16 protein-coding genes are annotated in these 23,691 nt (G+C 66.7%); 15 read left to right on the top strand and 1 reads right to left on the bottom strand.

The genetic code is table 11. The annotated features are described in order from the left end of the window. Nucleotides 1-171 precede the first annotated feature (171 nt). From bcsQ to VE092_RS13170, 13 genes are all read left to right on the top strand, one after another. The gene (gene bcsQ, locus VE092_RS13230) at nucleotides 172-1,578 is read left to right on the top strand and encodes a cellulose biosynthesis protein BcsQ (RefSeq protein WP_324877425.1); all 1,407 of its coding nucleotides are present in this window, start codon (nucleotides 172-174) and stop codon (nucleotides 1,576-1,578) included. Beyond that, nucleotides 1,575-3,962: a UDP-forming cellulose synthase catalytic subunit gene (bcsA, locus tag VE092_RS13225; RefSeq protein WP_324877423.1), complete on the top strand. Its 2,388-nt coding sequence runs from the start codon at nucleotides 1,575-1,577 to the stop codon at nucleotides 3,960-3,962. The genes bcsQ and bcsA overlap by 4 nt, the downstream gene beginning before the upstream one ends. Beyond that, nucleotides 3,959-6,244, top strand: coding sequence for a cellulose biosynthesis cyclic di-GMP-binding regulatory protein BcsB (gene bcsB, locus VE092_RS13220; protein WP_324877421.1), 2,286 nt, complete (start codon nucleotides 3,959-3,961; stop codon nucleotides 6,242-6,244). The genes bcsA and bcsB overlap by 4 nt, the downstream gene beginning before the upstream one ends. Continuing rightward, complete coding sequence (gene bcsZ / locus VE092_RS13215) at nucleotides 6,237-7,469, top strand: cellulose synthase complex periplasmic endoglucanase BcsZ (protein ID WP_324877419.1); 1,233 nt, start codon at nucleotides 6,237-6,239, stop codon at nucleotides 7,467-7,469. Before bcsB ends, bcsZ begins: the two co-directional genes overlap by 8 nt. After that, nucleotides 7,445-11,518 carry a cellulose biosynthesis protein BcsC gene (locus VE092_RS13210; protein ID WP_324877417.1) on the top strand — a complete coding sequence of 1,358 codons (4,074 nt, stop codon included), beginning with the start codon at nucleotides 7,445-7,447 and terminating at the stop codon, nucleotides 11,516-11,518. Before bcsZ ends, VE092_RS13210 begins: the two co-directional genes overlap by 25 nt. 22 nt (nucleotides 11,519-11,540) lie before the next feature. Then, the gene (locus tag VE092_RS13205) at nucleotides 11,541-12,212 is read left to right on the top strand and encodes an SGNH/GDSL hydrolase family protein (RefSeq protein ID WP_324877415.1); all 672 of its coding nucleotides are present in this window, start codon (nucleotides 11,541-11,543) and stop codon (nucleotides 12,210-12,212) included. Next, nucleotides 12,209-12,877 (top strand): alginate O-acetyltransferase AlgF, encoded by a 669-nt coding sequence (locus VE092_RS13200; RefSeq protein ID WP_006465010.1) that lies wholly within the window; start codon nucleotides 12,209-12,211, stop codon nucleotides 12,875-12,877. Before VE092_RS13205 ends, VE092_RS13200 begins: the two co-directional genes overlap by 4 nt. 25 nt (nucleotides 12,878-12,902) lie before the next feature. Then, nucleotides 12,903-14,318, top strand: coding sequence for an MBOAT family O-acyltransferase (locus VE092_RS13195; protein WP_324877412.1), 1,416 nt, complete (start codon nucleotides 12,903-12,905; stop codon nucleotides 14,316-14,318). 15 nt (nucleotides 14,319-14,333) lie between these two features. Continuing rightward, a complete protein-coding gene (locus VE092_RS13190) occupies nucleotides 14,334-15,512 on the top strand; it encodes an alginate O-acetyltransferase AlgX-related protein (protein ID WP_324877410.1) in 1,179 nt (392 codons plus the stop codon). A gap of 136 nt (nucleotides 15,513-15,648) precedes the next feature. Next, nucleotides 15,649-17,013 (top strand): hypothetical protein, encoded by a 1,365-nt coding sequence (locus tag VE092_RS13185; protein WP_324877408.1) that lies wholly within the window; start codon nucleotides 15,649-15,651, stop codon nucleotides 17,011-17,013. Beyond that, complete coding sequence (locus VE092_RS13180) at nucleotides 17,006-17,734, top strand: hypothetical protein (protein ID WP_324877406.1); 729 nt, start codon at nucleotides 17,006-17,008, stop codon at nucleotides 17,732-17,734. The genes VE092_RS13185 and VE092_RS13180 overlap by 8 nt, the downstream gene beginning before the upstream one ends. Further along, a complete protein-coding gene (locus VE092_RS13175; protein WP_324877404.1) occupies nucleotides 17,734-20,547 on the top strand; it encodes an ATP-binding protein in 2,814 nt (937 codons plus the stop codon). Before VE092_RS13180 ends, VE092_RS13175 begins: the two co-directional genes overlap by 1 nt. 11 nt (nucleotides 20,548-20,558) lie before the next feature. Continuing rightward, on the top strand, nucleotides 20,559-21,785 hold the full coding sequence (locus VE092_RS13170; RefSeq protein ID WP_324877402.1) for a DUF2399 domain-containing protein: 1,227 nt from the start codon (nucleotides 20,559-20,561) through the stop codon (nucleotides 21,783-21,785). A 32-nt stretch (nucleotides 21,786-21,817) separates the two neighbouring features. On the opposite strand, the gene VE092_RS13165 is transcribed toward VE092_RS13170, so the two are convergent. Beyond that, nucleotides 21,818-22,108: a hypothetical protein gene (locus VE092_RS13165; protein ID WP_324877400.1), complete on the bottom strand. Its 291-nt coding sequence runs from the start codon at nucleotides 22,106-22,108 to the stop codon at nucleotides 21,818-21,820. Nucleotides 22,109-22,446: 338 nt separating this feature from the next. Between VE092_RS13165 and VE092_RS13160 the strand changes: the two genes are divergently transcribed. Both VE092_RS13160 and VE092_RS13155 read left to right on the top strand, forming a co-directional pair. Further along, nucleotides 22,447-23,313: an STAS domain-containing protein gene (locus VE092_RS13160; protein WP_324877398.1), complete on the top strand. Its 867-nt coding sequence runs from the start codon at nucleotides 22,447-22,449 to the stop codon at nucleotides 23,311-23,313. A 3-nt stretch (nucleotides 23,314-23,316) separates the two neighbouring features. Then, on the top strand, nucleotides 23,317-23,673 hold the full coding sequence (locus VE092_RS13155) for an STAS domain-containing protein (protein ID WP_324877396.1): 357 nt from the start codon (nucleotides 23,317-23,319) through the stop codon (nucleotides 23,671-23,673). The last annotated feature ends 18 nt before the right edge of the window (nucleotides 23,674-23,691 follow it).

Below are 23,691 nucleotides of genomic sequence, written 5' to 3'. Positions count from 1 at the left end.
GGACGTCTCCGAATCACTCCGGGGAACAGGACCGCCGGCAGAGCGGAGCACTGCACATCGCCAGACATGGCGAAAATTGGAAGATTTTGGCGGTTCTTAACTAGGTTTGTGGCAGGTCCGATGCCCTTGGCCAAAAGCCGGCAGACGAGATCCTGAGCAGGGAGCAGAGAAATGGGAAACGATATCTCCAACTTGCTGAGCAAGTTCGGGGCAGCGGTGGATGGCTATCTCGAGATCGAGGCAGCGATCGACTACAAGGAGCCGGCGCGCAAGCCCAAGGCACCCAAGCTCATGGTCGAGGCAGCGCAGCCGGCTGCGCAAGTGGCCGCAGTGGCGGCAGTGGCCGATGCCGCCGTTCCGGCCGCCTCCGGCATCCTCCCGCCGCCGGTGGTGGCCAAGTCGGTTTCTCCCCTGCAGCGCATCGAGCCGGTGATGGATCCCGTGGTGACCAGCGTCGTCGCGCCGGTCGAGTCGCCCCTGCCTTCCACGCCGCTGCCGGCGCCTGCCGCGTCGGTGCTGGATGAGGCGTTTCCCGCCGCGCCAGTGGCGCCGGCCCAGCCGGCCGCACCGCTGGTGGAAGTCGCTGCGCCGCCGGTCGCGGCTATCCCGCTGGTGCCCCAGCCCCCCGTAAGCCGCGTCAAGCCCCTGGTATCGACCACGGCAGCCGCCGTGATGCCCACCGTGGTGGCCGATGCCGCCGTGCCCTCGGTATTGCGTTCCCTGCTTGGGGAAGTGACCCAGCAGCGCCAGTCCCGGCAGGCAGCCGGGCAGTCCGACACGCCGCCGAGCGCTCCCGCGCTGCTGCCGTCCACCCCGGCCCAGGTCATTGCCATCGTCTCGCCCAAGGGCGGGGTCGGCAAGACCACGCTGTGCTCGGCCCTGGCCTGCACACTGGCCCGGCATGGCCGGGTGGTCGCCATCGATCTCGATCCCCAGGATGCCCTGCAATACCATCTGGGCGTGAGCGCGGCCACCGCCCCGGCGGCGGTACCCGCCGCCGATGTGGCGCCCGACTGGCGTGCCGCCTGGCGCGACGGCAGTGCCGGCACCCGGGTGGTGACCCACGCCGTACTGGCCCGCGAAGGCGAGGCCGCCCTCGCCCGCCAGATGGCGCAGGACCCGCAATGGCTCATGCGCCAGCTGCAAGCAATGCAGCTGCAGCCGGGCGATGTGGTCCTGCTGGACCTGCCGGCCGGCCAGACCGCGTACCTGGACCAGGCGCTGCAGGCGGCCGACCAGGTGGTGGCGGTGGTCACGCCCGATGCCGGTTCCTTCCTGGCGCTGGAACACATGCGCCAGGCCCTGCACGGCCGCAACAATTGCCGCTACATCGTCAACAAGTACGATGGCTCCCGTACCTTCTGCCAGGACATGCTGGAAGTGCTCAAGCGCTGGATGGGGCCGCGTCTGGCCGGCGTCATCGGCCTCGACCATGCCATCAGCGAAGGCCTGGCCTATGGTTTCAATCCCCTGATCAAGGCCGGGCATTCGCCGGCCTATGAACAGCTCCAGTCCATCAGCGAACAACTGCACGCAGAGGTCGCCAAATCCGCCCACGTCGGTGGTCGTGCATCATGAGTCAATCGCAAGCGCAGTCGCAAGCCCGTTCTTCCACCGCATCCACCGCGTCCGCCGCCGCAGCGGATCCGGCCGCACCCACCTCCAACCGCCTGCAGAGCTGGATCCAGACCTGGGGCGAGCGCCTGGAGGCGCTGCCGCGCCGGCCGCGCCGCTGGCTGCAGCTCGGTCTGCTGTTGCTGGCCGTACTGCTGGCCATGCTCATCGTGTCGGTGCCGCTGGAGTTCTATACCCAGTGCATCTTCGCCATCGGCTGCTTCGTGGCGGCGCTGGTGCTGCGCAAGCAGTCCGGCCGCTTCCCGGTGCTGGTGCTGATCACGCTCTCGCTGATCGTGTCGATGCGCTACATGTACTGGCGCATCACCTCCACCCTGGCCTTCGAAGACTGGCTCGACATCGTCTTCGGCTATGGCCTGCTGGCGGCCGAAATCTATTCGCTCATCGTGCTCACGCTGGGCTACCTGCAGACCGCCTGGCCCTTGCGCCGCAAGCCGCAGATGCTGACCATGCCGCCCTCGGAATGGCCGACGGTGGACGTCTTCATCCCGTCCTACAACGAGTCGCTGGACATCGTTTCGCTGACCATCTTCGCCGCCCAGGCCATCGACTGGCCGCAGGAGAAGCTGCGTGTGCACGTGCTGGACGACGGTCGTCGCGAAGACTTCCGTGAGTTCTGCAACAACATCGGCGTGAACTACCTGGTGCGCTCGGACAACAAGCACGCCAAGGCCGGCAACCTCAACGAAGCGCTCAAGGTCACCGACGGCGAATTCGTGGCCATCTTCGATGCCGACCACGTGCCGACCCGCTCCTTCCTGCAGATCTGCATGGGCTGGTTCTACAAGGACCCCAAGCTGGCGATGCTGCAGACGCCGCACTTCTTCTTCTCGCCCGATCCCTTCGAGAAGAACCTCAATACCTTCCGTTCCGTGCCCAATGAAGGTGAACTGTTCTACGGGCTGGTACAGGATGGCAACGACCTCTGGAACGCTGCCTTCTTCTGCGGCTCCTGCGCCGTCATGCGCCGTACCGCATTGATGGAGATCGGCGGCATCGCCGTCGAGACCCTGACCGAGGATGCTCACACGGCGCTGAAGATGAACCGTGCCGGTTACAACACCGCCTATCTGGCCATCCCCCAGGCGGCCGGTCTGGCCACCGAGAACCTGGCGCGTCACATCCGCCAGCGGGTGCGCTGGGCGCGTGGCATGGCGCAGATCTTCCGGGTCGACAACCCCCTGCGCGGCAAGGGCCTGAAGCTGGGGCAGCGGTTCTGCTACCTCAACGCCATGCTGCACTTCTTCTATGGCCTGCCGCGCCTGATCTTCCTGACCGCGCCGCTGACCTATCTGTTCTTCGGCGCCCACATCTTCCACGCTTCGGCGCTGATGATCACTGCCTACGTGCTGCCGCACGTGCTGCACGCCAGCCTGACCAACTCGCGCATCCAGGGGCGTTTCCGCCATTCGTTCTGGAACGAGGTCTACGAGACCGTGCTGGCCTGGTACATCCTCGGCCCGGTGCTGCTGGCGCTGGTGAACCCCAAGCTGGGCGGCTTCAACGTCACCGACAAGGGCGGCATCATCCTCGACAAGCACTTCGACTGGAAACTGGCGCGCCCCTACATCGTGCTGCTGCTGCTGAACCTGCTGGGCATGGTCTTCGGCGTCTGGCAGCTGGTGATGGGCGACCCCAATGCGATGACCACCATCCTCATCAACATGGCCTGGACGCTGTACAACGTCATCATCAGCAGCGCCGCCATGGCGGTGGCTTCCGAAACCCGCCAGGTGCGCAGCGAGCCGCGGGTGGCGGCCGAGCTGCCGGTACGCGTCAAGCTGGCCGATGGCACCGAGATCAGCGGCACTACGCTGGACTTTTCGCAGAAAGGCATCGGCTTGCGTGTGCCGCAGGGTGTGACGATCGCACGCGGCCAGCACATCCAGGTCACGCTGTTCCGCAACCAGCAAGAGAAAGAGTTCCCGGCCGTCGTGGTGTTCAGCCGTGGCGAAATGGTCGGCGCCCAGTTCCATGAGCTGAGCCTGCGTCAGAACAGTGAACTGGTGCGGCTGACCTTCTCGCGCGCCGACATCTGGGCCAACAACTGGGGCAAGAGCCGCCGCGATACGCCGCTGAAGGCGCTGCGCGAGGTCTCGCTGATCGGTATCAACGGCGTCAAGGAGCTGATCCGCGCCACCCTGATCCAGTTGCACCTGTGGCGTGATACGCGGCGTGCGGCGGCGGCCTCGGCGGCTGCCGCCAAGGCCGAGCCGATAGTGCAGGCCGCCCCGGCGGCAGCGGGAGCGTCGGCAGTGGCGGTGACCGAAACGGTACGGGCCGACCAGGTGATTCAGGCATTCGATAAATCAATGGAAAAACAATGAAAATCAAGCAGTCTCCTGGAAGGAATACGACTTTCCGCCGGCGCTCCCTCTGTCTGGTCATGGCCGGGGTAGTCGCCTCGGGCAGTTTGCCTCTGCAGGTGCTGGCAGCCGCTCCCGCCGCGCCGGCCGCTGCGGCCACCACGCCGATGGCCGGTGATCCCTACAATTTCAGCCTCACCCAGCTGGGTCGCGGGTATCCGATCACGCTGCACGGCGTGGACGCCAGCGACAGCGTCGGCTTCGACGTGCCGGCCAACCAGGTGGTAACCGGCGCCAACGTGACGCTGCAATACACCTATTCGCCCGCGCTGCTGCCGGACCTGTCGCAGATCAACGTGATGGTCAACGACGTGGTGGCCGGCAGCATCCCGCTGCCCAAGGAAAACGCCGGCGCCCTGCAGACCACCAAGGTCGAGATTCCGCCCAAGCTGATCACCGAATTCAACCGCCTGAGCCTGCAGTTCATCGGCCACTACACCATGGGTTGCGAAAACCCGCTGCACTCCAGCCTGTGGGCGCGGGTGAGCAACGATTCGGTGCTGGCGCTGCAGACCACGCCGCTGCCGCTCAAGGATGACCTGGCCATCATGCCGCTGCCATTCTTCGACCGCCGCGACATGCGCATGCTGAACCTGCCCTTCGTCTTCGTCGCCGCTCCCGACAATGGCACCCTGGAAGCCGCCGGTGCGCTGTCGTCCTGGTTCGGGGCACTGGCCAGCTATCGCGGCGCGCGCTTCCCGGTACAGCTCAACGCACTGCCGGCCAAGGGCAATGGCGTGGTGCTGGTCAGCGGTGAAGGCGCCAGCCAGATCGGCGCACTGGAAATCGCCGCGCCCAAGGGGCCGACCCTGACCATGGTGACCAACCCCAACGATCCCAACGGCAAGCTGCTGCTGGTGACCGGTCGCAATGCCGAAGAACTCAAGCGTGCGGCCGCGGCTGCGGCGCTGGGCAACAAGGCGGTCTCGGGCAATTCGGTGGTGATCGACAAGCTGCAGCCGGTGGCCCCGCGCAAGCCCTACGACGCCCCCAACTGGCTGCCCACCGACCGTCCGGTGAAACTGGCCGAACTGATCGACGCCAAGCGCCTCAATGTGTCCGGCTACAACCCGGGCGACATCACCATTCCGCTGAACTTCCCGCCGGCGCTGTCGAGCTGGCGCCAGGACGGTGCCAAGCTGGATCTGCACTACCGCTACACGCCGCAGCCGCGTTCGAGCAATTCCTCGCTGATCGTCAGCTTCAACGATGGCCTGATCAAGTCCGATGTGCTGCTGCCCAAGGACAAGCTGGACCAGGGCCTGCTGGCCGCCATCAAGAGCGATACGCTGGAGCGCGAGATGACGGTGCGCCTGCCGCTCGATACTGCGGCGCTGCAATCGCGCCTGCAATTGCGCTACATGTATGACTACGTGAAGCAGGGCGAGTGTGCCGACATCATCATCGACAACGTGCGCGGCAGCATCGATCCTGAATCCACCCTGGACCTGCGCGGCTACGACCACTTCATGGCCATGCCCAACCTGGGCGTGTTCAAGGATGCCGGCTTCCCCTTCACGCGCATGGCCGATCTGTCCGAGACCGCCGTGGTCCTGCCGGACAACGCCAGCGATGCCGACCTCAGCGCCTACCTGACCGTGCTGGGCCGCTTCGGTAGCGCCACCGGTTATCCGGCCACCGCCGTTACCGTGACCCAGGCGGCCCAGGTTGCCAAGTTCAGTGGCAAGGACCTGCTGGTGATGGCTTCGGGCCAGAACCAGCCGCTGCTCAAGCAGTGGGCCGACCGCCTGCCCACGGTGGTGACCGGTGACAAGCAGCGCTTCGACCTGTCCGATCTGTCGCTGCGCGTAGGTGGCTGGCTGGGCCTGGACCCGAAGGCTGCGCAGCGTCGCACCCGTCTGCAGATGGCGTTCTCGGGCGGCGACCCGACCTCCTACCTGACCGGTTTCGAATCGCCGCTGGATGGCGACCGCAGCGTGGTGGTGCTGGCCGGCGGCGACAAGCTGGGCCTGTCGCAGATCATGTCCGCGCTGGCCAGCAAGGAAGCCGAATCCGGCGCCGTGCAGGGTAGCCTGGTGGCGGTGCGGGGCGAGAGCATCGAACCGCTGCTGGCCGAGCAACAGTATTTCGTGGGCAGCATGTCGCCGTTGCGCATGCTGCGCTGGTGGCTGTCGCAGCACGTGATCAGCATGTTCCTGATGGTGGCGCTGGGTATCCTGCTGCTGGGCGGTCTGGCTTACCTGACCCTGCGCGCCAAGGCGAGAAAGCGGCTCAATGCGTAACACCAGGTATGCCGCCGTGCCGCTGTCGCGCCGGCGCCAGGTGATCGGCCTGCTGGCCGGCCTGGCGGCGGCGCCCTGGCTGCCGGCCATGGCCGCGGCCGGTGCGTCCGGTTGTACGTCCCAGGACTGGCCGGCATGGCAATCCTGGGCTGCGGCCCATGTCCAGGATGACGGGCGGGTGCTGCACTCCAGCCTGCTGCCCAACCACACCACCTCCGAAGGCCAGTCCTACCACATGCTGCTGGCGCTGGTCGCCAACGACCCTGAGCGCTTCGCCAAGGTATGGGACTGGACGCTGCACAACATGCTCGGCAACGACCCCGGCAAGATCCTGCCGGGCTGGCTGTGGGGGCAGGGTAGTGACGGCAAGTGGCAGATGCAGGACGCCAATTCGGCCTCGGATGCCGACCTCTGGATCGCCTACACCCTGCTGGAAGCGGCGCGCCTGTGGCAGCGTCCGAACTACCGCAAGCAGGCGCAGGCCCTGCTCGACAATATCGAAGCCAGGCTGGTGGTAGATCTGCCTGGCCTGGGCAAGATGCTGTTGCCGGGACCGCAGGGTTTCAGCCAGCGCAATGTCCAGTGGACACTCAATCCCAGCTACCTGCCTTTGCCGCTGCTGCGCCGGCTGCACAAGGAAAGACCAGCCGGCCCCTGGCAGCAGGTGGCCGACAACACGGTGCGCATGATCCAGGCCTCGGCGCCGCGCGGCTTCGTGGCCGACTGGGTGGGCTACCGGATGCTGACGGTCCAGTCCGGGCAGTTCGAGGTCGATCCTGCCAAGGGCGACCTGGGCAGTTACGATGCGATCCGTGTCTATCTGTGGGCCGGCATGACCTCGCCTCGCGATACCGCTGCCGCGCCGCTGCTGGCGGCGCTGGACGGCATGCGCCGGGTACTGGCCGCCACCGGTGCGCCGCCCGAAAAGGTCCAGGTGACCTCGGGCGCCACCGAAGGACAGGCGCCGTTCGGCTTTTCCGCCGCACTCCTGCCCTACCTGATCGCCAAGGGCGATACCACGCTGGCGGTGCAACTGCAGCGCACCGTCGCGCAACAACTGGAGAGCGGGCTGGCACAGCCGGACCCGCGCCCCGAAATCCTGTACTACAACGTCATGCTAGGCCTGTTCGGATTGGGATGGGCCGAGAAACGCTATCAGTTCCGCGATGACGGAACGCTTAATTTGCCCTGGGAGAAGTCATGCGTGCGCGCCGTACAACGCTAGCCATTGGAGTCCTGACCGCGTTGCTCGGTGTCTCGGCCCATGCGGCCGACCCGGAGCTGGCGGCCCAACTGGTCGAACAGGGCCAGTACTGGCAGGCGCGCGACAATGCGCAGCGCGCCGCCGAGGTCTGGCAGAAGGTATTGCAGCTGGATGCCAACCAGGTCAACGCCCTCTACGGCATGGGCCTGATCGGCGTGAAGCAGAACAAGCCGCAGCAGGCCAAGCAGTACCTGGACCGCCTGCAGGCGCTGTCGCCGCAACCCTGGCAGGCCAACCAGCTGGAGCAGGACATCGCCCTGGCCAAGCCGGAAAACAAGGCCCTGCTGGCTGAAGCCCGCCGCCTGGTCGATGCCGGCGAACGCGATCGCGCCACCGACACCTTCCGCAAGATGTTCAACGGACTCACGCCGCAAGGCACGATAGGGCGCGAGTACTACAACAACCTGGCCTTCAACGACGCCAGCTGGCCGGAAGCGCGCAAGGGCATGGAACGGCTGTTACGCGAAACCCCGGACGACAGCATCCTGGCCCTGTTCTACGCCAAGCAGCTGGCGCGCCACGAGGATAGCCGGGTGGAAGGCATCCGCCAGTTGGCACGCCTGTCGAAGAAGACCGACATCGGCGGCGACGCCGACGAGAGCTGGCGCCTGGCGCTGACCTGGCTGGGGCCGCCATCGCCGGCGCAGTATCCGCTGTTCGAAGAATTCATCAAAAGCCACCCCGACGACCAGCAGATCCGCGATTTGCTGGCCAAGGGCCGCCAGCAGGTGGCCGGCGCTCAGCAGCCGACCGTGGTCGGACGCGGCCTGCAGGCCCTGGAAAAGGGCGATCTGCAGGAAGCCGAGAAGGCCTTCCAGGAGCGCCTGTCCTCGCATCCCGACGATGCCGATGCCCTGGGTGGCATGGGTGTCATCCGCCAGCAGCAGAACCGTCTGGCCGAGGCCGAGCCCTTGCTCGCCCGCGCGGTCGCCAAGGGCGGCGCGTCCTGGAAAAAGGCCCTGGACAGCGTGCGCTACTGGCTGCTGATCCAGCGTGGCCGTGATCTGCAGGCACGCGGCCAGACCGCGCAGGCGCAGGACGCCCTGGCCCAGGCCTTGCGTCTGGACCCCAAGAGCCTCGATGGTCGGGTGGCCATTGCCGACATCCAGGCCAGTGGGGGGCAGTACGAAGCCGCCGCTGCCAATTACCGTCAGGTGCTGGCCGCGCAGCCCAAGCAGGTGCCGGCCATCCGTGGCCTGGTCAACGTGCTGGCGCAGACCGGGCACGCCGATGAAGCCCTGCGCCTGCTGGATCAGCTGACCCCGGCGCAGCAGAACGAATTCGGCGACCAGGGCCGCCTGCGCGCTCTGCGCGCGCGCCAGCAGGCCACCCTGGCCGAGCAGCGCAACGACATCGATGGCGCCCTGGCGGCCATGCGCGAAGCGGTCAAGAACGACCCCGACAACGTCTGGACCACGTTCGACCTGGCGCGCCTGTACGTCAAGGCCGGCCAGGCCAAGCAGGCCCGCACCACCATCGACGACTTCACCCGCGAACACCGCGACAACGTCGACGCCCTGTATGCCAGCGCCTTGCTGTCGGTGGAAATGGAACAGTGGCAGGACGCTCTGGATACCCTGCGCCGCATCCCCGATCAGCGCCGCAGCGCTGCCATGAACGAGCTGGCCAATCAGGTGACGCTGACCATTCAGGTCAATCACGCCACCGAACTGGTCAAGACCGGCCAGCGTCAGGAAGCCCTGGTCCTGCTGGATCGCGTCCAGCCGCAAGCCGCTGGCAATCCGGAACGTACTGGCATCCTGGCCTCCGCCTATGTCGACGCCGGCGATACGCCGCGCGCCATGGCGATGATGCAGCCGCTGGTCAATCCGCCGGCTACGCCGTCGGTGTCCACCCGCCTGCAATACGCCTCCATCCTGCTCAAGGCCGGTGAGGATGCGCAGGTCTACGGTGTGCTGACCGCCCTGCAGAACCAGAACATGAATGCGGCCACCCGCAAGCAATACGACGACCTGCGTTTCCTCTACCGTGTGCGCCAGGCTGAGCGCCTGCGCCAGGGCGGCGACCTGGCGGCCGCCTACGACACCCTGGCCCCGGCGCTGGCCCAGCGACCTACCGATACCGACGCCATCGCCGCCCTGGCCCGCATGTTCAATGCGGCCGGCGACAACCTGCGCGCCTTGGCCCTGTACCAGCCGCTGGTGCAGCGCAATCCGCGCGACGCCAACGTCCTGCTGGGTGCGGCCGATACCGCCGTGCAGGCGCGCGAGAATGCCTATGCCCTGAAGCTGCTGGACCAGTTCGGCAAGCTCGACAGCAGTGACCCCACCACCCTGACCGAGGCGGCCCGCATCTATCGCGCCCTGGGCAAGACCGGTGAGGCCACCGCACTGCTGCGCAAGGCCGTGGCGATTGAAAACGGTGCGCGTCAGCGTACGCTGGCGGCGCAGGGCAATGGCTTCGATCCGGCCATCAATCCCTTCCGCACCCAGCGTCGCCTGCCGGGCAGCGACGACATGGCCGCCATTCCGCCGCCGGCCGAGACCCTGCTGCGCCCGGTGGCCATGGCTGCGCCGGTCGCGGTGGATACGCTGCCCATGCCGGCCAATGCGGCCATGGCACAGCGCCAGTTGCAGGCGCAGCAAGCCCTGCAGGCACAACAGGCCCAGCAGGCGCCGGCCTATGGCACCGCACTGGGCCCGGTGTTCAGTTCGGCCGCTCCGGTGGCCGCAGCACCGGTGCAGGGGGCCTATGCCCAGGCTCAGCCGGGGGCGCGCGCCAGAAATGTCAACGTCGCCAACGCCCCCACCACCGCGCTGCCCGGCGCCGCCACGGCCACCCAGCGCGCCCTGCTGGCCATGCAGGGGCCGTCCGCCAATGGCGCGGCGGTGGACAACCTGAGCCCGGCCCAGCGCGCCCTGAATGACATCCTGCAATCGCGCAGCGCCTATGTCACGCAAGGCGTGGTGGTGCGCGGCAATGCCAGCGAGTCGGGCCTGAGCCGCATGAACGATATCGAGGCCCCGCTGGAAGTGAACATGCCCGTCGGTAATGACCGCGTGGCCGTGCGCATCACGCCGGTCTCGCTGGATGGCGGTACCCTCGGCGACGAACCGGCCAGCCGCTTCGGCGGTGGCGGCAGCAGTGCCGCCGGCCTGGGCAAGCAGAGTGCCAGCGGCGTCGGGGTGGCAGTGGCCTACGAGCGTCCCGAGGATGGCGTCAAGGCCGACCTCGGCACCACGCCGCGTGGTTTCAAGCATCCCAACATCGTCGGCGGGGTGAGCGTGGAGCAGTCCTTCCCCGGCAGCAGCACCAACCGCTTCGCAGTGAACGTATCGCGCCGCGCGGTCAATGACAGCGTTACCTCGTTCGCCGGCAGTACCGATCCCCGCGCCGGTCTGTCCTGGGGCGGCGTGACTGCCAACGGTGGTCGTGCCGAGATGAGTTCGGACGACGCCCAGACCGGGGTCTACGCCTATGGCGCGCTGCACAGCCTGCGCGGCAGCAATGTGGAATCCAACACCCGGGTGGAACTGGGCGGCGGCGCCTACCAGTACCTCACCAATGCCGAGGACGAGAAGATGACCGCCGGCGTGTCGGCCACCGTCATCAGCTACGCCAACAACCAGAACTTCTATACCTACGGTCATGGCGGTTACTTCAGTCCGCAGGCCTACCTGGGACTGGGCGTGCCCGTCACCTGGGCCAAGCGTTCCGACAAGTTCACCTTCCAGCTCAAGGGCTCGGTGGGGATGCAGTATTTCCGCCAGGATGGGGCTGACTACTTCCCCACCGATGCCGCCCTGCAGGCCGCCAGCGGTCGCCAGTATGCGCAGCAGACCAAGACCGGCCTGGGCTATAGCCTGGAAGGCAACGGCGAATACCGCTTCGCGCCCCGCCTGTTCGTCGGTGGCGCACTGCGTCTGAACAATTCGAGCGACTTCCGCGAACTCAACGTCGCCATGTATCTGCGTTACACGCTGGAGGACATGCAGGGCAGCTTCCTGACCCTGCCGGTCAGTCCGTACCGTTCTCCTTATTCCAACTGATCCTTTTTATCGATATATCGCTATGGCTACTGCATCCGTTCTGGCAGGTCTGACTATCCTGGTGCTTGGCGAGAGCCACATGAGTCTGGCCGACCACCTCACCGAACCCCTCAACGCCAAGCTGACCCAGCTGGGCGCCAAGGTCCATTCCATCGGCGCCTGCGGCGCCAGCGCCGGCGACTGGCTGACCACCAAGAAGGTCGATTGCGGCGCCGAACAGATCGACAACGGCAAGATCCAGATCAAGGGTCGCGAAGCCACCACCACCCCGATCGGCCAGCTCATTGCCAAGGACAAGCCGGATCTGGTGGTGCTGGTCATCGGCGACACCATGGCCTCCTACGACAAGCCGGACTTCCCCAAGGCCTGGGCGTGGCAAAGCGTGACCGGCCTGACCAAGGCGATTGCCGCCACCGGCACCAAGTGTGCGTGGGTCGGCCCGGCCTGGGGCAAGGCCGGCGGCATGTACGGCAAGAACGACGCGCGCACCCAGCTGATGTCGCGTTTCCTGGCCTCCAACGTGGCGCCCTGCACCTATATCGATTCGCTCACCATGTCCAAGCCCGGCCAGTGGATCACCACCGATGGCCAGCACTTCACCGTGGCCGGCTACAAGTCCTGGGGCAATGCCATCGGCGACGCGCTGGCCAAGCTGCCGGCCGATGCCGTGAGCAGCAAGGGAGCCAAGAAATGAAGGTGATGCAGGCACTGGCCGCCGCTGCGGCCCTGCTGTGCGGCGCCAGCGCGCTGGCCGCCGACATCCCGCTCTATCCCACCGGCCCGGCCGAGGATGCGGCCTTCATCCGCTTCGTCAACGGCACTGCCGAGCCCTTGCAGGTGCTGGCGCAGAAGGGCCAGCCGCCGCTGAAGCTGGAAGCGGCCAAGCCGGTCTCGTCCTTCTTCCCGGTGACGGCCAAGTCGACCATCAAGGGTACCCTCACGGTCGGCGCCAGGAGCCTGGAGCTGGGCGTGCAGGCCAAGCCTGGCGAATTCGCCACGGTGGTGGTGCTGCCCGGTGCCAAGGGCATCAGCCAGGTGACGGTGCAGGACAACCCGGACGACTTCAATGGCCTGAAGGCCTCGCTGGCTTTCTTCAACCTGGATGCTTCCTGCGCCGGGGCCGCACTGCGCCCGGCCGGGCGTAACGCCGACCTGTTCAAGGACGTCAAGCAGGGCAGCCTGCAACGACGCTCGATCAACCCGGTCAAGCTGTCGGTGCAACTGGTGTGCGGCGGTGCCAACACCGGCCCGGCGCTGGACCTGGGTGAACTGAAGGCGGGCGAACGCTACAGCGTGCTGCTGCTGCCGTCGGACAAGGGACCGCGCCTGCTGGCGGCGACCGACAAGCTGGCCAACTGATCCATCGCCCGACTGCGCTGCCGCCATGGTCTTTGCCTCGCTTGAATTCCTGACGCTGTTCCTGCCGCTGTTCCTGCTGGTCTATGCGGTGGTGCCGCAGCGCGGGCGCAACCTCGTGCTGCTGCTGGGCAGCTGGCTGTTCTATGGCTGGCTGAGCCCGCTGTTCCTGTCGCTGCACGTGGTGCTGACCATCGTGGCCTGGGTCGGCGGCCTGCTGGTGGACCGCTCGCGCGAGGACGGGCGAGGGCGCGTGCGCCTGCTCACGGCACTGGTGGTCTTCAATACCGCCGTGCTGGTCTGGTACAAGTACGCCAACATCGTCGCTGCCACCTTCAGCGACCTGATGGTCCAGTACGGCGCCATGCCGCTGGCCTGGCAGAAGGTGGCGCTGCCGGCGGGCCTGTCCTTTATTGTGCTGCAGGCGATCTCCTATCTGGTGGACGTGCACCGGCGCACGGTGGCGGTGGAGCGCAGCTTCATCAACTACGCCACCTACATTTCCATGTTCGGCCATTCGATCGCCGGCCCCATCATCCGTTACGACTGGGTGCAGCGCGAACTGACCCAGCGCTGGTTCAACCGGGAGAATTTTTCCCTGGGCGCGCGCCGCTTCATGGTCGGCATGGCCATGAAGGTGCTGGTGGCCGACACCCTCTCGCCGGTGGTGGATGCCGCCTTCCACCTGCAGCAGCCCAGCTTCGTGGATGCCTGGATCGGTTGCCTGGCCTATTCGCTGCAGCTGTTCTTCGACTTTTCCGGCTACAGCGCCATGGCCATCGGCCTGGGGCTGATGCTGGGTTTCCACTTCCCGGAAAACTTCAACCATCCCTACCTCGCCGGCAGCATCCAGGATTTCTGGCGGCGCTGGCACATCTCGCTCTCCAGCTGGCTGCGCGACTATCTCTACATCGGCCTGGGCGGTAACCGCCATGGGGTGTGGAAGACCTACCGCAACCTGTTCCTGACCATGGCCATCGCCGGTCTCTGGCATGGCGGCGACAGCTGGAACTACCTGCTCTGGGGCTCGGCCCACGGGCTGGCCCTGTGCCTGGATCGCGCCTGGTCGCGCTCGTCCCTGCCAGCCATCCCGGGCTGGCTGGCACATGTGCTGACGCTGCTGTTCGTCTGCCTGGCCTGGACCCTGTTCCGCTCGCCCGACTTCGCCACCGCCGCCACCATGTATGCCGGCCAGTTCGGGCTGCACGGCATGGGTTTGAGCGATGCACTGGCCGTGGTCTTGCGCCCGGTGCAGGCGCTGGCCGTGCTGCTGGGCCTGTTCTGGATCGTCGCGCCCCTGTGGCAGGAGGCCAGCCAGGCGCGCTGGGCCGATAGCGCGGTGTATCTCTGGTTCCTCCGGCTGTGGCCGGTGGCCGGCTTCCTGCTGTCCTTCGCGCTGATTGCCAGCCGCGAGACGGTGCCTTTCCTCTACTTCCAGTTCTGATCCCGCGAGTCCGCCATGAGCACGCCTCCCGTCTCCGCTCCCGCCACGCCGGCCGCCCCCAGCGCCCTGGCCCGGCGCGCCAGCCGCTGGGCCGGCCTGGTCCTGGCCGTGGTGCTGGCAGCCGGCCTGCTGGGCTGTGGCTGGCTGGTCTATGCCGGCAAGATCGAATGGCTGCCCGCCAGCTGGACCCGTGACGATGCCCTGCATGGGGAACTGACCCATCGCATCGCCAAGCAGTTGTCCAATGCCTGGCTGCCGGAACAGGCCGCCCGGCTGGAACGCGCCGGCAGCTGGCTGTTGCTGCATGACACCGGCCCCCGGGTGCGCAGCGGTTGCCCCGGCTGGCTGTTCCTGACCGAGGAATTGCAGGTCCATCGCGACGCCCAGGCCAACGCCCAGGCCAAGCTGCAGGCCGTCATCGCGCTGCGCCAGAAGCTGGCCCAGCGCGACATCGCCCTGCTGGTGGCGGTGGTGCCCGACAAGAGCCGCATCGCCGCCGCGCAGTTGTGCGGCCTGTCGCGCCCGGCCCAGCTGGAAGCACGTGCCACCCAATGGGTCGCCGGCCTGCAGCAGGCCGGTGTGCGTGCCATCGACCTGGCCCCCACGCTGGCACCGCTCGGTGCCTCGGCCTGGCTACGCACCGATACCCACTGGAACGAAACCGGCGCGCAGGCCGCGGCTGCTGTGATTGCCGCGCAGGTGCGTGCCGCCGGCCTGCAGCCCACACCGGCGCAGGCCTATCAGGCCCAGCCCGGCCCGCTGGCGCGCCGCCCCGGCGACCTGGTCCACCTGGCCGGCCTGGACTGGCTGCCACTGCGCTGGCAACCCCAGCCGGAAGAGGTCGCGGCCACCGAATTCAAGGAAGTGGCAGCAGCGGGGCCTGCACCGACTGCACCGGCCGAAGCCGCCAAAGGGGGCGACGACCTGGACGACCTGCTGGGCGACCAGCAACTGCCCAATGTGGCCTTGATCGGCACCTCGTTCTCGCGCAATTCCAATTTCGTGGGCTTCCTGCAGCAGGCGCTGGGTGCGAAGATCGGCAGCTTCGCCAAGGATGGCGGCAAATTCTCCGGCAGCGCCAACGAGTATTTCTCCAACCCTGCCTTCACCCAGACACCGCCCAAGCTGGTGGTATGGGAAATCCCCGAGCGCGATCTGCAGACGCCGTATGAGGCGATCAGGCTGGGGCGGTGAATAACAAGGTGGTTTGTTGTTCGTAAGCAATAATCTGTTCCTCGCTTCCACCGCTCTCCCACCCGCTTTGCTGGAGGCCAACCCCCGGGCCTGCTAAACTTGCCGATCCGCCCACTGTGCAGGGCGGGTTCCAGGCATGGTCCTGGCCAACCTCCACGACAAATTGACAGAAGAATTCGACCCCGCTCCCCTTGCGGACGAGCATGAATCAGGCTCCTTCGAGAGCTATTTCCGCGATCCCACGCAGGCCGCCGAAGCGCCCCTGGCCTGGGGCCTGGGCCAGCGGCTGGATGTGCTGGACGCCCTGCGCGGCCTGGTCTCCGGTGGCCAGGCGGCGGCACGCCTGCGCATCTGGGTGTTCCTGGAACTGGCGGCCCAGCCGCAAGGGCGGCTGCAGCGCGAGGACCTGAACCAGCTGTTCTACGCCCTGAAACCCGAGGCCATGGACGCCGCGCTCAAGCGCCTGCGTGACCTGGGCCTGCTGGTCTGGGATGCCACCGACCAGGATTACCAGCTCTCGCCCATCGCCCAGCAGGTGCAAGCCCTGCTGGCGCCGCTCACGCGCGCCGTGGGCGAGGATGACGAGATGGCCGCGCTGCTCTCGCAGGTGGCCGGGGCCCAGGCCCTGGGCCTGTCCGACGCCAGCCAGATCCGCCACCTGCATGCCCAGCTGGCGCGCCTGCACGACCAGTTCGCCGATGCCATCGAAAGTGGCTCCGAAGCCCTGCTGCGCGAAGCGCAGCCGCGTTTCGAACGCGCCCTGAAGCTGGTCAACCGCGCCGGTGAGGCCCTGACCGCCCTGATCCGCAGCGAACATGCCGATGCCCGTCTGGAGCGCGAAGCCCGCGCCCTGGGCAATGGCCAGGCCCGTCTGCTGACCATGGCCAGCCAGTTCACCCGCGCCCTGCAACAGGCTGATCGCCAGCGCGTCACGCTCGGCAGCACCGGCGTGACCAGTTCGGACGTGCGGCGCTGGTTGCAGAGCCATCCCGACCTGTCCTCCCTGATGGGGGAGGCGCTGTCCATGGGCGTCAAGCCGGTCTTCGTCAGCGGCCACGAATTGCTGGACGTGGCCGAGGGCGAGTTCGAACGCGACCGCCCCGACGCGCAACGCTCGCAAGGCCTGCCGCCCCCCGCCCAGGCGGTGGAGGGCAAGATCGAAGCGCTGCACATGCCGGTCGAACTGGGGGATTTGATCGCCCAGCTGGGCCGGCTGGGCGCCATGCCGGAAGAGGGCGACGAGGGCCAGCCGCAGTCGTTGCCGCTGTCCACCGTGGTACTGGGTGGCAGCTTCGGCAAGGCCGCCTATCGCCTGCAGTTGCTGCCGCTATTGGGCGACCGCCAGGCGCAGACCCTGCAGGGCCAGACCGGCGACCTGGCGCGCCTGCCGTGGCAGGCCGGCTTCCTGCCGCTGGTCGAGAAAATCGATGACCCGGATGTCGCCGCCATCAGTGGCGGCGCCATCCATCCAGATCCATCCCGGGAAAGACCGAATGAGTGAGACCCTAGACGAGGCCGGCCTGCTGGCCGCCGAACTGCTGGCCCGCCGCTGGCTGCCGCGCAAGCATCCCCGCGTGCGCCGCGCCCTGATCGATGCCGACCTGTGGCAGGCGCTGCAGGACCGGCTGGCGCAGGTGGGTTTGCGGCTGGTGGACAATATCCACGCCGACCATATCAGCGTGGCGCTGGTGCGCCCAGCCGAGTATGCCGTCTTCGGCGAAGCCGGCATGAACGCCAACAACAACATCGACCTGCCACGCGATGCGATCTCGCTGCTGGTGGTGCTGTGGTCGCTGATCGTGCTGCCCAAGCGCGAGCGCCAGTCGGCGCGCGCCGCCGGTGACGCTGGCGAGCAGCAGGAAGAGATGTTCCACACCGACAAGCCCATGCCCAGCGCCGCCGAGGTCAGCCCGGTGGTGTCCTATCGATCGCTGCTGGCCGACTTCGGCACGCAGCTGGGTAAGAAGATGCGCATGGACGGCAACCTGCGTCGCCTGGAAGCTCACGGCTTCATCGTGCGACGCGGTGACGACATCGCCGAAGGCCCCTTGCTGGACCTGCTGCTGGACTACGACGCCCTGGCGCCGCGCATCCTCGATGGCGCCCTGGGCGAAGTGCTGGCCCGCGCCACTGCCCGTGAAGAAGCGGCAGCGGTTGACCAGGCCACGCCCACGCCTGCATCCACGCCCGTGCAGCCGGCAGACGAAGAAGGAGAATTCTGATGTTCCACCTGCAATCGCTGGAACTGCTGCAGTGGGACTATTGCCAGCGCCTGACGCTGCCCCTGGACGGCTCCATCATCACCATCGCCGGCCCCAACGGCTCCGGCAAGACCACGCTGCTGGACGCCATGCGTACCCTGCTCGGGCTGGAGTGCTCGGGTGGGCGCAGCTACAAGACCTATGCCCGGCACGCCAATGCCGACACCACCTGGCTGCGCGCCACGGTGGACAACCGTCCGCATGGCCGCCAGACCTCCACCCGTCCGTTCGCCCGCAACCTGCTCTATGCCGATCAGGTCACGCTGGCCTGCCGCATCGAGCGCAACGGTGGCGACTGGCAACGACGCTACTGCATGAGTGATGGCGATGTCGCCATCGAAACCCTGGCGCAACTGCCGGAGAAGGACTGGCTGGGCCTGGACCACTGGCGCAAGCGTCTGGAAGGTGCCGGGCTGTCGCGCGCGATTGCCCGCGTGCTGGCGCTGGAGCAGGGCCAGACCGACCGCCTCTGTGAATTCTCGCCCAAGGAATTGCTGCGGCTGGTGTTCGAGGTCTTCGGTGACCAGGAGGTGCTGGACCGCTACGAAGAAGCCCGCCGCCACCAGCGCGACCTCGCCGCAGAAGTAACGCTGGCCGAGCAGGAACTGGCCTATAGCGAGGCGCAACTGGCGCAGCTCGACAGCCGCGTGACCCTGTATCGGCAATACCAGGGCAAGCTGCGCGAGCGTGAAATCCTGGCCGCCGAAGTGATCCCCGTGCTGCGCTGGCATGAAGAGCGCCAGACCACGGCCGGCCGCCTGCGCGAATTGCATCGCCAGCGCCTGCATCACAACGAGCAGCGTCGCCAGCGCAGCAGCGATGCGCTGCAGCTGTCGTCACTGCTGACGCAACAGCAGGCCGCCCGCGAAAAGGTGAGCACGCTGGAACGCGACAAGGCCGAGGCCCAGCAGGCCCAGCAAAAGGCGCGCGATGCCGAAAAGCCGGTCGAGGAACTGGTCAAGCAGGCCGATGAACTGCTGGCCCTGTCGGCAGTGGAAGGCGATGCCGCGCAACTGCTGTCACGGGTGGAAGAACTGGAACAGCAGAAGGGCGCATTGAACGACCGCTGGCGCGACCTGGAGCAGCAGCGCAAGGAAGCTCAGGGCGCCCTGGAAGGCCTGAGCGGACAGCGCCTGGCGCCCAAGCCGGGCGATGTGCAGCAGTTCAGCCGCAGTCTGCGCCAGGCCGGCATTGCGCACCACATCCTGGCCGATGTCATCGAGATCGGCGACGACCACTGGCGCGCCGCCGCCGAAGGGGTGCTGCGCGCTTCCTGCTGGGTGGTGGTGCTGGACGACCCCAAGGATGAAGCCGCCGCCATGGCCCTGGCCGAGCGCGAGCGCTATCGTCACTACGTGGTGTCGGACGCCACCACCGCACCGGCCCAGCCGGCCGCGGACAGCCTGCTGGCGGTGCTGCGTTTCTCCGCCAAGGCACCGTCTTGGCTGCTGCGCCAGCTGGCGCAGATCCGCCGCGTGGACGATACCGTCGAGGGTGCGCGTCTGGGCGGCGAATGGATCACGCCGCAAGCCTATTGGCGCGACGGTCGGGGCGGACGCAGCGTCTGGCGCGATCCGGGTGACTATCAGTTTGGCGCCGCCGCCATGGCCTCGCGCCAGGCCTCGATCCAGAAACGCCTGGCCACGCTGGACGATCAGCTCACCGATGTCGTGCTCAAGCAGAGCGAGGTCAAGCGCCAGCTGGAGGCCGCCAAGAAAGCCACCGAAGGCCACCTGGCCGCCGAGGAACTGGCTGCTCGCAGTGAAGAATTCGAGCAGGCCAGACGCCAGCTGCCGTCGCTGCGCGCAGCCCGCGTGGCCGCCAGTGAACGCTGGACGCAACTGGATGCGCAGCATGCCGACGCGATCGAACAGCGCACCATCATCGATGGCAAGTACCAGGGCCTGCAGCGCCGCCTGCGCGACACCGAAGGCGACCTGGCCGGCCAGGAGCGCGACTGGCGCACCCGCCACGACGAGCAGCGCGCCCGCGCGCTGGCCTCGCGGGCGCAGAAGGGGCGCTTCCCGCAACGCTGGATCGGCGCCGATGCCGTGCAGGCGCTGTACGAGAAATACAGCAACGCCAAGCAGGCCGAACTGCGCATGGCGGCGGTGGAAACCGAGCTGGAAAGCGGCCAGTGGGAAAAGGACGGCACCGTCGAAGACAAGCACCTCATCATGCAAGGCACGGTGGGCAACCAGCGCAACGAACTGGACTCGCGCAAGATCAGCAACGCCCAGGCCGAGGAAGCGGTGGGCAATGCCCGCGAGCGCTACATCGACGTGCTGCGCGCCACCGTGCGGCGCTATCGCAAGAACATCGTCGATCTCGGTGCGCTGGCCGGCGTGATCGTCAGCGCCGACCTGCCGCACCTGGACAACGACGACACCGTGTTGCGCCAGGCCGAGCTGAAGGTCAGCTTCAACTTCGACGGCAAGGGCGAGATCGGCCTGAACGACGGCGAAGCCTCAGGCGGGCAGCAGGTCATCAAGTCGCTGATCCTGCTGGTGGGCTTGTTGAAGGATGACGACATGCCGGGCGGCTTCGTCTTCATCGACGAACCCTTTGCCCACCTGGATGTACGCAACATCCAGCTGGTCGGCAACTTCCTCAAGTCGACCCGCGCGCAGTACGTGCTGACCACACCGATCACCCACAACGTGGAAGTGTTCGAGCCGGCCGATATCACGCTGGTGACCTCGAAGAAACCGCGTGAGGCCCGCTGGGCGCCGCCCATCGGGGTGTTGCAGCGGCGGCTGCGGCTGGATGCCTGAAGCACCGGACCATGAGTGCGCTGCTAGAGACGCCGCATGGCCGCAACCAGCATGATCTGGTCGCCGCGCATGCGGTGCCAGACAGCTTGCTGCTGCTGGACAAGGAAGAGCGTGCCGCGCTGGAACGCTGGGCACGAGGCGAGGCCGGCTCCCGCAGCCGTGACGCCATGCTCAAGGAGGCACAGTCGGTAGGGCTGGGCATCGAACGTGCCGAACGCCTGTGTCAACGTCTGCTGCAAGAGGGCTGGATCAGCCGGCGCGAGGAGCTCAAGGGGGGTAACTGGCTGTGGAAGACTATTGCCTGGCGCGACTTGCGCCGCCTGCAGGGTTTGTTGGGCATCATCCATGCCGAGCAACGAAAGCAGGCGCGACAAGCCATGCTGGAGCAGGCCCGGCAGTGGCTGCTCGAACGCGGCAATGTCCAGCAGACGTTGCTGGACCCCGACCTGCTGGATGAACTTACGCTCGCCCTCAAGGCACTGGAAGAGGACAAGTCCCTGCGCGCCGACGTGCTGGAAGCTCGCCTGGGCCTGCTGCGGGCGCTGGCGGCTTGGCACGACAGTGGCCAGCAGGGATTGCGGCGCAACTTTGCGCTCCAAGCGCGTGACCTGACCAAGTCGCTCAGTGCAAGTGAATGGCGCTGGCTGGAGGCGTTATTCGATCTCGAACGATTGAACATCGCCAGTTTTGCCCAGGTGGGGTGGCTCTCCGGCGATCTGGTCTTCTCCTGGCAAGGACGTCGGCTGGAACTGGCGCCGCTGCATTGCGTCGGCCTGCCACTGGACGATCTGCTGGTTGCCGATGCCCTCACTGCGCCACGGCAATGGTGGCTGATCGAAAACCGTACCAGCTTCGAACTGCAGGCACGTCAGCGCCCAGCCGGCGTGGCACTGCTGTGGATGCCCGGGCGTCCCTCACCGGCCTGGCTGGCGACGGTGTCGCACTTGCTGCAACTGGCACCTGCGCCGGCGTGGATCAGTGCCGATGCCGACCCGGCCGGTGTCGACATTGCCTGCACGGTCGGTAGTCGATGGGAGCAGGCCGGCCTGACCTGGGAACCCTACCAGATGGGGCTCGCCCAATGGCAGAGCACTACCCAGCGCTGGCCGCTGAATGCACATGATCGCCGCTTGCTGGGCGTGTTGCTGGCACGCCCTTCGCTGCCGGCTTCGCTACGCGCCCTGTGCGAGGCGATGCAAACCGAGGGACGCAAGGCCGAGCAGGAAGCCTGGTTGTAAGGCGAAAGCAGGCGCGGCAGTGGCGCCCTGCATCAGCGCAACTCGCGCACTATCCGTCCGGGAGGCAAGAGGCCGGAGGGGACTTCCGGTACCTCGGCCTCCAGCAATTGATGGGCCACGCATTCGCACCAGTGGATGCCGCGGGCCAGGGCCAGGGGCTTGGAGTCGTAAAGGCCCGGCAGGGAACGCTTGGGGAAGAGCTGCCCCAGCGACTGGTGACGGATTTCGACACCGCTGACGAACCAGGTGTCGGCGCGGGTGGCGCACCATACCCTGAACATGAACGGCGAAGAATGTCCCGTCACTTCGTAACAAGAGATCATGTTTGCACGTTGGCCCAACTGTTTTCCTCCTATGGTTTCGGCCGCATTATAAACAGCACCACGTGAGCCTGCCAAAGGGATGGCCAGGAAACCGGAGCATCGCCATTGCCAGGCGGCAGGAAAAACGGTCGCGTCGGCGGACAAGGTAATGGATTCCTACAAGGCTTGTAGGTGTTGTCTTGCATAGCTTCAAAGCCGGGTCACCTAGAATGGGCGGGACCGTGCGTCCAGGGGGACCGCTGACGCCGGCCACCTTTCCATCACGCCATCGCGCACCGCCCTTGTCCTCGTCCTGGTGGCAGCGCGGATGGCCAGCCCGTCAAGGATAGAAAAAGAAGATGACTTCCGCGCAACTGCCACAACTGACCCTGATTCTCAACGACCACCAGCACCGCCTGCTCGACCAATGGCTGCAGACCCTGACTTCGAAACTGGGCCGCAAGGAAAAGAGCGGTGAATTCGAGATCCGCCGCCAAGCCGAACAGTTCCTGTCGCTGCTGGCGCGTACCCTGTCCAGCGGCGCCGGCAGCGATACCGACGGTGGCGACTGGGCCGACGTGCGCCACCTGCTGGGCGAAGTCTCGCGCACCCGCGCCCTGCAGGGCTTTTCCTCGCTGGATACGGCCAGCTTCGTGTTCGCCCTCAAGGAGCCGATCTACGACCATCTGCGTAGCGCCCTGGGCGGTGAACCGGCCCTCCTGGCACGGGAGATCGCAGCCACCAGTTCGCTGTTCGACAAGCTGGGCCTGTACACCATCGAAGTGCACCAGAAGGCGCGCGAGCAGGTCATCCTGCGTCAGCAGCAGGAACTGCTGGAGCTGTCCACGCCGGTGGTGCAGCTGTGGCAGAACGTGCTGGCGCTGCCGCTGATCGGCACGCTCGACAGCGCGCGTACCCAGGTGGTGATGGAAAGCCTGCTGCAGAAGATCGTCGAGACCGGCGCCATGATCGCCATCATCGACATCACCGGCGTGCCCACTGTCGATACCCTGGTGGCCCAGCACCTGCTCAAGACCATCGCCGCCGCCCGTCTGATGGGCGCGGACTGCATCATCAGCGGCATCCGTCCGCAGATCGCCCAGACCATCGTGCACCTGGGCGTGAACCTGGAAGATGTGACCACCAAGGCCACCCTGGCCGATGCCTTCATGATCGCGCTCAAGAAGACCGGTTCGCGGGTCACTGTCCAGAATTCGGAGCAGTAATCCATGGAACGCATCCCTATCCTGCGCATGGGGCGATTGTTGCTGGTGACCATCCAGGTCGACATGCACGACCGCCTGGCCATGGCGCTGCAGGACGACCTGACCGAGCGTATCGTCAGGGACCGTGCGCGCGGTGTGCTGATCGATATCTCCGCGCTGGACGTGGTGGATTCCTTCATCGGCCGCATGATCAGCAATACCGCCTCGATGGCGCGCGTGCTGGACGCCCGGACCGTGGTGGTGGGCATGCAGCCGGCCGTGGCCATCACTCTGGTGGAACTGGGCCTGACGCTGGAAGGCGTGCGCACCGCCCTGAACGTGGAACGCGGCGTCAAGTTGCTCGAGTCGGAGATGGACTGATGACCTCGCCCTGCATGA

Origin of the sequence: Herbaspirillum sp., from assembly GCF_035644555.1 — a bacterium.
Classification (GTDB): Bacteria; Pseudomonadota; Gammaproteobacteria; order Burkholderiales; family Burkholderiaceae_D; genus Herbaspirillum.
Note: the sequence above shows the minus strand (reverse complement) of the source record. Positions and strands in the feature narration are given on the sequence as shown.

Coding starts and splice junctions, on each gene's coding strand:
- bcsQ (WP_324877425.1), top strand. CDS start 172: ATGGGAAACGATATCTCCAACTTGCTGAGCAAGTTCGGGGCAGCGGTG.
- bcsA (WP_324877423.1), top strand. CDS start 1,575: ATGAGTCAATCGCAAGCGCAGTCGCAAGCCCGTTCTTCCACCGCATCC.
- bcsB (WP_324877421.1), top strand. CDS start 3,959: ATGAAAATCAAGCAGTCTCCTGGAAGGAATACGACTTTCCGCCGGCGC.
- bcsZ (WP_324877419.1), top strand. CDS start 6,237: ATGCGTAACACCAGGTATGCCGCCGTGCCGCTGTCGCGCCGGCGCCAG.
- VE092_RS13210 (WP_324877417.1), top strand. CDS start 7,445: ATGCGTGCGCGCCGTACAACGCTAGCCATTGGAGTCCTGACCGCGTTG.
- VE092_RS13205 (WP_324877415.1), top strand. CDS start 11,541: ATGGCTACTGCATCCGTTCTGGCAGGTCTGACTATCCTGGTGCTTGGC.
- VE092_RS13200 (WP_006465010.1), top strand. CDS start 12,209: ATGAAGGTGATGCAGGCACTGGCCGCCGCTGCGGCCCTGCTGTGCGGC.
- VE092_RS13195 (WP_324877412.1), top strand. CDS start 12,903: ATGGTCTTTGCCTCGCTTGAATTCCTGACGCTGTTCCTGCCGCTGTTC.
- VE092_RS13190 (WP_324877410.1), top strand. CDS start 14,334: ATGAGCACGCCTCCCGTCTCCGCTCCCGCCACGCCGGCCGCCCCCAGC.
- VE092_RS13185 (WP_324877408.1), top strand. CDS start 15,649: ATGGTCCTGGCCAACCTCCACGACAAATTGACAGAAGAATTCGACCCC.
- VE092_RS13180 (WP_324877406.1), top strand. CDS start 17,006: ATGAGTGAGACCCTAGACGAGGCCGGCCTGCTGGCCGCCGAACTGCTG.
- VE092_RS13175 (WP_324877404.1), top strand. CDS start 17,734: ATGTTCCACCTGCAATCGCTGGAACTGCTGCAGTGGGACTATTGCCAG.
- VE092_RS13170 (WP_324877402.1), top strand. CDS start 20,559: ATGAGTGCGCTGCTAGAGACGCCGCATGGCCGCAACCAGCATGATCTG.
- VE092_RS13165 (WP_324877400.1), bottom strand. CDS start 22,108: ATGATCTCTTGTTACGAAGTGACGGGACATTCTTCGCCGTTCATGTTC.
- VE092_RS13160 (WP_324877398.1), top strand. CDS start 22,447: ATGACTTCCGCGCAACTGCCACAACTGACCCTGATTCTCAACGACCAC.
- VE092_RS13155 (WP_324877396.1), top strand. CDS start 23,317: ATGGAACGCATCCCTATCCTGCGCATGGGGCGATTGTTGCTGGTGACC.